The organism is Metabacillus sp. YM-086, assembly GCF_048059995.1.
Classification (GTDB): Bacteria; Bacillota; Bacilli; order Bacillales; family Bacillaceae; genus Metabacillus; species Metabacillus litoralis_B.
Map to the genome: position 1 here is coordinate 1 of NZ_JBLUOI010000010.1, position 8,579 is coordinate 8,579.

Annotated in this window: 4 protein-coding genes; 1 reads left to right on the forward strand and 3 read right to left on the reverse strand. The window is 34.6% G+C overall.

What is annotated here, in order from left to right; genetic code table 11:
- The first annotated feature begins 310 nt into the window (after nucleotides 1-310).
- Entirely contained in the window at nucleotides 311-1,720 is a 1,410-nt protein-coding gene (locus tag ACEWK1_RS06455) for a L,D-transpeptidase family protein (RefSeq protein WP_212135666.1), read from the forward strand.
- Between the two features lie 44 nt (nucleotides 1,721-1,764).
- On the opposite strand, the gene ACEWK1_RS06460 is transcribed toward ACEWK1_RS06455, so the two are convergent.
- The 3 genes from ACEWK1_RS06460 to ACEWK1_RS06470 all read right to left on the reverse strand — a co-directional run bounded on the left by ACEWK1_RS06460 (nucleotide 1,765) and on the right by ACEWK1_RS06470 (nucleotide 7,030).
- Nucleotides 1,765-2,763 (reverse strand): hypothetical protein, encoded by a 999-nt coding sequence (locus tag ACEWK1_RS06460; protein ID WP_212135665.1) that lies wholly within the window; start codon nucleotides 2,761-2,763, stop codon nucleotides 1,765-1,767.
- Between the two features lie 135 nt (nucleotides 2,764-2,898).
- On the reverse strand, nucleotides 2,899-3,348 hold the full coding sequence (locus tag ACEWK1_RS06465) for a hypothetical protein (RefSeq protein ID WP_212135662.1): 450 nt from the start codon (nucleotides 3,346-3,348) through the stop codon (nucleotides 2,899-2,901).
- Nucleotides 3,349-3,517: 169 nt separating this feature from the next.
- On the reverse strand, nucleotides 3,518-7,030 hold the full coding sequence (locus ACEWK1_RS06470; protein ID WP_416635769.1) for a S8 family peptidase: 3,513 nt from the start codon (nucleotides 7,028-7,030) through the stop codon (nucleotides 3,518-3,520).
- Nucleotides 7,031-8,579 lie beyond the last annotated feature (1,549 nt).

Sequence of the window (8,579 nt, forward strand, 5' to 3'; positions counted from 1 at the left end):
TATAACCAGCAAAACCAAGTATAAGAACTAGAAGGAAGAAAAACCCTCTAACAAATTTCTTTTTCTTTTTTTTCTTTCTATGACGATCTTGTCTTTTATTCATCGTTTATCCTCTTTCGTAATAGATAGTAGATTACTAATAAGTAATTGTATCATTTTTTTCTTATTTTGAAAGTTAAATTTAAGGCACATTTGGGAATTTTAAACAAATATTACCCTTGTATTCTATTTGGTTTGTCTATAGACTTAAATTTAATGATTTTATCGTAGATTTATATAGTAGAAGAAAACGGTATTGGAGGGTATTTTTTTGAAGAAGCAGCTATTATTTTTCCTGGCACTTGTGGTTTGTTTTGCGATCATTCCACAACATTCAAATGCAGCCAGTCAACTGAATGGCTTTGATTCTATGAAACAAATTAGTGATGGAAACCAGATCATCCTTGTGAATAACAATGGTGGTATCGGTGCTGTTGTCACAACATATGAAAAAATAAACGGCGAGTGGAGAAAAGCTCTTCCAACTATGTCGGCCGTCGTTGGTAAAAGCGGTATTTCGACTAAGCAAAAAGAAGGTGACGGAATTACACCAACTGGAGTGTACTCTCTTGGCACCGCTTTTGGCTGGGGTGAAAAGCCAAATGGTGTGAAGCTCCCATTCCGATCTACCACAGCAAATGATTATTGGATTGATGACCCAGCTTCACCTGATTACAACAAATGGGTCACTTATAACGGAAACCCTACTACACGTTGGAATTCCTATGAAATTTTAAAACAGCCTCTTTACAAATATGCAGTAGCGATTAACTACAATACGAACCCGATAGTGAAAGGAAAAGGAAGTGCAATTTTCTTACATGTTTGGAGAAACTCAACAAGTCCAACAGCAGGTTGTGTTGCTCTTGCAGAAGAAAATGTTAAGAAGCTTTTAACATGGATTGATCCTGAGAAAAAGCCGATAGTTGTGATTGGAAAGACAAGTCAAATTAACAGTCTATTAAATGATCATGCTGAAGAAGCAGCAAGTCAAGCTGTAGCAGATGCTCAAATAAAGGCCAATAAGCTAAGAGGGAAATACGTTGCATCTTCTATAGAAGAAGTAACACTTTCTCCACAATTTAGTTCAAATTATTCAGCTGCGAAAACAGCTATATTAAACGCACAAGTAAAAATCAATCTCCTTCAAAGTGCTAAAAAACATGAGCTACAACAAGGGCTAGATGCAGTTAAACCCTATCAAATACGATCGGCTCAATTCATTGATGCTATTAATTTTGGAAAAAATGAAGTAGAATCTACGAGAAACAACGTCTATGAGTTTGTACAAAATGATTCATTTACTCCTGAACTTGTTGAATACTACCATCTATTATCTGCGAAAATTAAGAAGGAAGAGCTCATAATAGGGAAGGTTTATGGAAGTGAAACACGCAAATACATGGCTGAGGCACTTGTAAAGCAAGCAAAAATTGTTCGAGAAACGGTTATTTATGAAGTTTCCATCTATGAGTTATTGAACAAAATCAATCACCTCATCTCTCAAAGCGATCAAACAACTGCTTTAAGGGAACTAGAAAAACTCGATCGGTTAAAAATTCGCGCAGTTGAAATTAAGGAAGCAGGAAATAAGCTTTACCCTGGAAAATACCCAGATCTGCCAGGTATGAAGTTTTTCTTAGAAACTTATGAAGCAGAAACGAGAAGCAAATTAAATTAGTTAAAAAGGTAAGGGCAGCCCTCTTCTAGGCTGCCCTACTTTAATTAATAATTATCTTTATTTTCTAAATACCAATCATAGAAAACACTTGGGATTTTATTTTCAGAATCAGCATGAAAAACAGTGAAGGTGTAGCCACAGGATCCTACATAATACCAATATGAATCTTCAGGGAACGAGGAAGGTACATAGCCTTGGCAAGCAGAAGAAGCATCCGCATGCCAAACAGCTCCATTTTCAGTTGAAAAGTAATCAATTGCCTTCACAATGTTAGTTGCCCATTCTCTAACAGCTTCATCATTTCCCTTTGCGTTGATTTCATCTAATTTTTCTAAGGTAGTTCTTGGGAAATAGCTTAAGAAAAAGCCGAAACTGTCTTCACCGAGTTGATCCATCGTCCATCCTTTTAGCTCAAGTAAATTACCTTCATCATTGATGTAAACATGATTCAAGTAAACTAAAAAGTCGTGAATGGTCCCTATGTCAGATGGTACGATTTCTTCACTTGTATTCGCGTTAAGCCTCTCAACAATATAGCTTTCCCACCAATGTAAAGAACGATTGATGGATGTTGGTAGGCTGTCGTATCCTCCAGCTTCTTTTATTTGCTTTGCTCTTTTTTGTAGCCTTTCAAGCTTTGCGTAATCACTTTCCGCTTCAGCTAATTGATTTAAGTCAAAGCGTTTATCAATGATATATAACAATCTTATTTGAGAAATTTCATAAATTACACGTTCTTTTGCTATTTTAGCCGGACGAACATACGTCGTATTTAAGTATTTTCTGTTTGAAGAACCTGATACTTTTCCAATTAGTAACTCTGTATTGCGAATTTTTTTCGTAAACGCATCATATTGAGCATCTACATTATATAAATTTCCAGAGTTTATATAGCTATTAAACTTTGACAATTCCTTTTTCAATTCTTCTCCCGCACTCACTGCACGCTGATAATTTGAGTTAGATGCAGCATATGTACCTGTGGCTGGTATCATAAGCACAAAAGCAAAGATGAGAGATAGAATACCATTGAATCTTTTCATTTTGAACGCTCCTTTTATTAATATGCTAAACCATTTTACCATTAAATAACAAAAGGGTGAGTGTAACATTTTTACCATTTTTATTCCTGATTTTATAGAACAAAAAGCCCCACAATCTATTGTGGGGACTTAAAATTAATTCACAACTGTAATAGTTTTCAAGACATTTAGACCATTTTCATCGACATAATACTCTAGTGTTACATTACTACCTTCTTTAATAGAATCAAAGTCAACTTCTGTTTCTAGCGTTTGGAAGATCATAGGTCCGTGATCCGCATGGTCAACTTCAATGCTATGTGTATCAACTTGTCCATTGTAGACACCTTCTAGACTTTCAGTGCTCACTTGTTCAGAATCTACCGCAGGTTCTTCCGTTGCTTCTTCCCCTTCAGCCTCTTGCGTTACTTCTGCTGTTTCTTCTTGAGGTTCTTCTGTTTCATTTACTTCTTCAGTTGCTTCAGTTGTTTCATTTTCTTCTATTGTATTTTCTTCAGTTGATCCATTCTCGCTTTGTTTTACATCCGTACCACATCCCGCAAGGAAAATGGAGGTTAAAAGAAATAAAACAGCTAACATTCTCATTATGATCACCTCATTATACTTATTAAGAATATGATATCAACAATGTCGAAATTGGTCAAAATTAATAAAGTACTAAAAATCATTCAAAAGCAGTTGATAAATAAACGTTTGATTAAGATGTTAATCGTAAAAAACCCTCTATGAATCTCTCATAGAGGGCCTAAGAACCTTATTGAAGTGTTAACTTATATGGTGAAATGCTAGCATTACCATTTTTATCTTCTACTTTAAAGAAGTAAGTACCTTTTTTCAGGTTTACATAAAATTCTTCAGAATCTCCTTTTCCATAAAGATCCTTTTTCAGAATTTGCTTTCCGTTTGCCTCGTAAAGGCTGATTACACCATCTATATCCGTTGGTACATCTAGTGATACTTTATATTTCTGTTTTGCGTTTGGAATTACAAGCTTATAGTAATCAACATCACCTTTACCAGTTGATGGATTTAAGTAGCCTGTACCCGTTAATTTCCCACTTTTGTCTTTGCTTAGTGAAATTGGTTTTGATGGAACATTATTTTTAATGACAGATCCTTTGTCTTCATCCACTTTATTCCCTGAAGCGAATGTAAACTTGTAATCTTTGAATGACGCTGTTCCATAGTAATCAAACAAGACAACAAAATAACCTTTTCCTTTTGATGCATGGAATGATCCACGTTCTTCATCACCAGAGAAACCGAAGTCTGTAATTGTTAATTTCCCTTCTTCTTCAACGTCTAATTCTCCATCTCCATCTGTGTCCTCGATTACAAACACAACTGGATCTAATTCTCTTTGAATTTGTTTAGGATATTTACTATTTGTCTTACTTTCCACTGGTTGTACTTGATATCCGTAAATACCATTTGAATCCGGTGTGAAGTAGAACATGTCCATATCTTGCTCTGTTGAGAAGTTACCAGTGATCGTTCCTGGCTTTAACTCTGTAGCTTCTGCATAAACATCGTTTGATTCTTGCTTATCAACTGGTGATTCAGCAACAAACTTGGCAGAGAACGTGTACTCGTTAAAGTTTGGACGATAATTCGGATCTGCTAACTTAATATAGTATGTTTGACCAGCTTTTAATCCTACATACGTTTTCTCATTCATTGATATTCCAACCATATCAAAGTATAGATTAGACGCTAGCATAATAAAGCTACCTGTTTCAGGATCTTGCTGATAAATTTCAATTCCAGCTTCTGCTCCATTGCCATCATAAGAAACTTCATATAATCCTGTTTTGTCTAGCTCAACAGAATACCAGTCTTCATCACCGCTATATTGGAAATAGCCTGTTTTTTCTTCATTCAATGTGTATGGCATTGCTATCTCAGGGACAAGTGAATAATAATCTTCTTGACCTCCCATTAGTAATGCCAATAAATCTTCTAAAATACCATTTCGGATACTATCTTTTGTTCTATATGCTTGTTCCACGTATTCCTCTGTTACTTCCTCTGAATAGTCATATGAAGCTTCAGGGAACTGATCTTCGTCAGCTGGTAATACAACTTTATCAGCTGTTACTTGATAAGGGATGTTTGAGGAAAACCCTCTTGTTAAATCTAGCTCTTGACCATAATATCCCCACATTAACAATTCAGATAATGGGTTATTTGTTACTTCAAGAATATAAGTAGCTCCAGGCATACCAGTAAATGTGAATGATTCACCTTGTCCATATCCTTTGTTATTAACAACATCGTAAAGCATCTTTTCTTCGATTACTTCCCCGTCCATCTCAAATTTCTCAACCATATAAAGATTTAGGGTAACGTCAATTCCAGGAACACCTGTTGAACTAAATTCGTATGTTTCTGAACTATCACTGTTTTCAGGAATAGAGAACGTGAAAAAGTCACTATCACCGATCGCTAATGGATCAACAGGAACTTCTTCTTCAGCTGGTGTTTCTTCTTCTGAAACGGGTGGTGTTGCTTCAGTGAAATATAGGTTACCTGATTTGTATGGGAACTTTGTAATAGAAGCCATATTTTCTTCAGACAATCCATCTTCTTGTAACTCAGCTACTTTTTCAACCGTTAATGTGTATGTTTGTTTTGCTGATTCACTATATTTTTTCAATGCATCTTTAACGCCAATAACAACTGTTCCTGCTTCTGGAGCTTTGTATAAAGAAGCCTCTGTTGCACCAACTGTTACATCGTTTACTGTTAGCTTTTCAGCTGCTGCTTCTGTTTCTCCTTCCGGGAAGAAATAAAGCTCATATTCATAGTCATTCGTCTTTTTATAAGGATCTAAGCTTACTTGTACATATTCACCCTCATTTACAGACAATTGATAGTAATCTGTTTGATAAAGCTTCGTAATAGCTCCTTTTTGAACAGATTTTCCTTCACCATCAAGTGTTTTTGCTTTTTCTACTAATTGATCTTCAGATACTTTTTCTACCGCTGGTATTTTTGAAGTATCATATTTTAAAGCATTAATAGGATTGATTAAACCAAATCCATAAGTAGTATCATAGCCTCTGCTACCTAAATCTGTTGCAGTAGTATTTAAAATATACTGAACTTGTTGTGGTGTTAATTTAGGATTTTTCGATAAAAGTAATGAAACTGTCCCAGCTACCACAGGTGAAGCCATTGAAGTTCCATCAAGCTTCATAAATGTTGAACCGCGTTCTGCATCATAAGCTGAGCTATAGATGTCTTGACCTGGTGCAACTACATCAACAGATGAACCATAAGTTGAGAATTCAGCTAGCTGATTTTCTTCATTCGTTGCCCCAACGCTAATAACACCATTGAATGACGCTGGATATTCTAGCATTTCAGAGCCGCTATTACCTGCTGCTGCAACAACTGTAATATTTGCTTCAATTGCTTTATCAATTGCTTCTTTAATAATTGGAGAAGGAACTGTTGATCCAAGGCTTAGGTTAATAACTTGTACCTTTTGTTTAACCGCCTCTAAAATTCCTTCTGCAACAGAATAATCACTTGCAAACATTGAGCGATTAAATACATCAATCGATACGATTTGAACATTTGGGTTAACTCCATAGCCACCCACTTCATTGTTCTTCTCAGCAGCAATAATTCCAGCTACATGTGTACCATGTAAATCTGTTGCACCCTTTTTCATAGGATCCATAACATTATAGTTATAAACGATCTTATTCTTTAATTCAGGATGATTTGCATCAACACCCGTATCAACTACGGCTACTTTTACTTTGTTTTTACCTGCTAATTTTGTTGCATCATCAATTTTAAGATTATCTAAATGATACATCTCAGATCTCTTTTGGTCCGGTAAACCAAGCTTAGAGATTTTAGCACTCTTAGAAACCGATTGAACATCAGCACGTTTCATATAATCCGCTGCAATCTTATCAAGGTTCTTCTTATTCGTTACACGAACAACATCATATTGAAGACTGCTTACTTTCTTCACTAAAGTTGTACCCATTTTTTTATGAGTATTAGAGGAAATTCCCTTTTTGTACTTAACGACTAAAAGGTCCTCATAGTACACGTCCTCTTCACCTTTAGACGTTGAAACTGATTGTACACTTGAATTCTTAAATCCAAGCTTGCTTAATGCTTCGTTATAACTCTTTTGTGCTTGCTCTGGCTGACTCGTCGCATAACTTACCTGACTTTGTCCCACAGAGGAAAAAGTCAAAGCTAAAGCAAATGCCATAACGCCTGCTTTCTTAAAACTTTTCATGTGCCTACCCACTTTCTTTTTTAATACGTCCACTTATTACTTTACGACATAATTCCTTTTTTTTCCTCCTTTTTAAATGAGAATTTTTTTCATTTTGGTAAAATGGCACTTTGGGAGGGGGATGAATCGTTGATACTATGGTTTCGCGGTACTTTTATACTATTTAATTATAAATTAAGGAAATTGGTGGAGCTATATGATTGGGGTGGGAGGTATGTGGGTGTTACTATTGGGGCCTATTAATACATTTAGTAACATATATAAATTTATCCTCGAACACGGACATAAAATTTGGTTGGGATGGGTATTCTATATATGTGTGTGTTACCTTTTTGAGTGCTGAAAATGCACTCTTTTTTTGTTTGAATGATTTATTCCATTCTTACTACAAGGAATTCCTCTGTTTATTACAATTTGTTTTCTTTAGTAATAAACAGATTTACCTATAAGCTTTCCTTTTCACTTCTACACTTCTACTATCTAAATCTTAATGCTAAAAATACATTTCATATGATCTTAGTACATAGAAAGATTTGTTTATAAATAGATTAGATAAGAATGATCTAGTGTCTAACGTTTAACGATCAATAAAATTGAATTTAGTTATACGAAGTCTAATACGGAAAAGGAAATATCTATCTAAATTCTCCTTACCTAATATGTTGCTTGATATGATGGTACTAGATTTTGCAGAATCATGTATATCAATAAAAAGAATTCTTGTAAGTAAATAATCTTGGTAAATGTCGGTTTATTACAATATCATAATTTAGCTTAATTCGGTAAAGTTTTTTAGCACAAGTACTTAACCTTTTATAGAATTCGAACTAGCCTTTTAAATTCACTAAGGATTAATGACTTAGTGTTTTCATCTTGATATGTAATGCCCCTTATGCTAATTTGCTGATTTTCAACTTCAATTAATGCTCTTTTAGCGACCAATCTATCATTTTAAAGGTGTTATTTTATTTTTATAAATAAACCTACGTCAACTCGACCTAGAAATTCTTTAGAATTCTGGGCAAGCTCCACTTCTTTGAGAGCAATTAAGATGCCATATCCAACTTCACTATAACAATGTTCTATCTCGTTGCTAGCATCAATTTCTCATCCTCACATTAAAGAATGGTAATATTAATCGTTTGTAGAATAATTACTTCTCAAATCAAGTATCACCAAAAAATGGAAATAGCTATTTTAATCCTGGAATTTTGAACTTTGTAAGTAAGAATAGCCACCATATGAATATTTTTAGTTAATTTACCCGTTGATTCAGATTTCAGATGGGATGCGAAAAGGGTTAGCACAATTTAATGCGATAACCCTTTTTATATCCATTCAAAAAAGAAGTTTTACAAAACTATACTCACAGAAGGAGTGAAAAAATATTACCTTTAGATAAATTTAACAAAACCATTCTGAATTAAAAAATTCCCGCCAATATTTAGTGTTGTTGCAACTGGAGCTCCGCCATCTGCTTCTTCAAAAACCAATGTATATTCTTTTGGATTTCCAGCTTCGTCTTCTACTGTTAATGTAATTGTTCCTA

Coding starts and splice junctions, on each gene's coding strand:
- ACEWK1_RS06460 (WP_212135665.1), bottom strand. CDS start 2,763: ATGAAAAGATTCAATGGTATTCTATCTCTCATCTTTGCTTTTGTGCTT.
- ACEWK1_RS06465 (WP_212135662.1), bottom strand. CDS start 3,348: ATGAGAATGTTAGCTGTTTTATTTCTTTTAACCTCCATTTTCCTTGCG.
- ACEWK1_RS06470 (WP_416635769.1), bottom strand. CDS start 7,030: ATGAAAAGTTTTAAGAAAGCAGGCGTTATGGCATTTGCTTTAGCTTTG.